The sequence below is a fragment of the Pedococcus sp. P1_H8 genome (genome assembly GCF_056405175.1).
In genome coordinates, this window is the sequence record NZ_JBFUCP010000267.1 from 1 (window position 1) to 428 (window position 428).

The 428-nt window shown below is 71.5% G+C and carries 1 protein-coding gene; it reads right to left on the reverse strand.

What is annotated here, in order from left to right; genetic code table 11:
• The coding region (locus tag AC1DYG_RS19930; RefSeq protein WP_477641578.1) for an ABC transporter permease at positions 1-428 on the reverse strand (428 nt) is incomplete at both ends.

The following is a 428-nucleotide window of genomic DNA, read 5'->3' on the forward strand; positions in this document are numbered from 1 at the left end:
GGCCAGGGCCCCGAGCCAGTCGACGAGCAGCGCCAGCGAGACCGCGAGGACGGCGCCGACGACCAGGGTCACGTTGTCGCGCAGCTTGTACCCCGTGTCGATGAGGATGCCGAGCCCGCCGGCGCTGACCAGGAAGCACAGCGTCGCGGTGCCGACCGCCAGCACCAGCGAGGTGCGCAGGCCGGCCAGGATGTACGGCACGGCCATCGGGAACTCGACGCGGCGGAGCACCGTGCGCGCGGACATGCCCTGGCCGCGCCCGGCGTCGATCAGCGCGGGATCGACCTGCTGGTAGCCGAGGATCGTGTTGCGCAGCACCGGAAGTAGGGAGTAGAAGGCGATCGGCAGCACCCCGATCCAGAATCCGGTGGTCCGGGTCGCGAGGTAGAACAGCACCAGCAGGCCGATGGCCGGGGCCGCGGCACCGA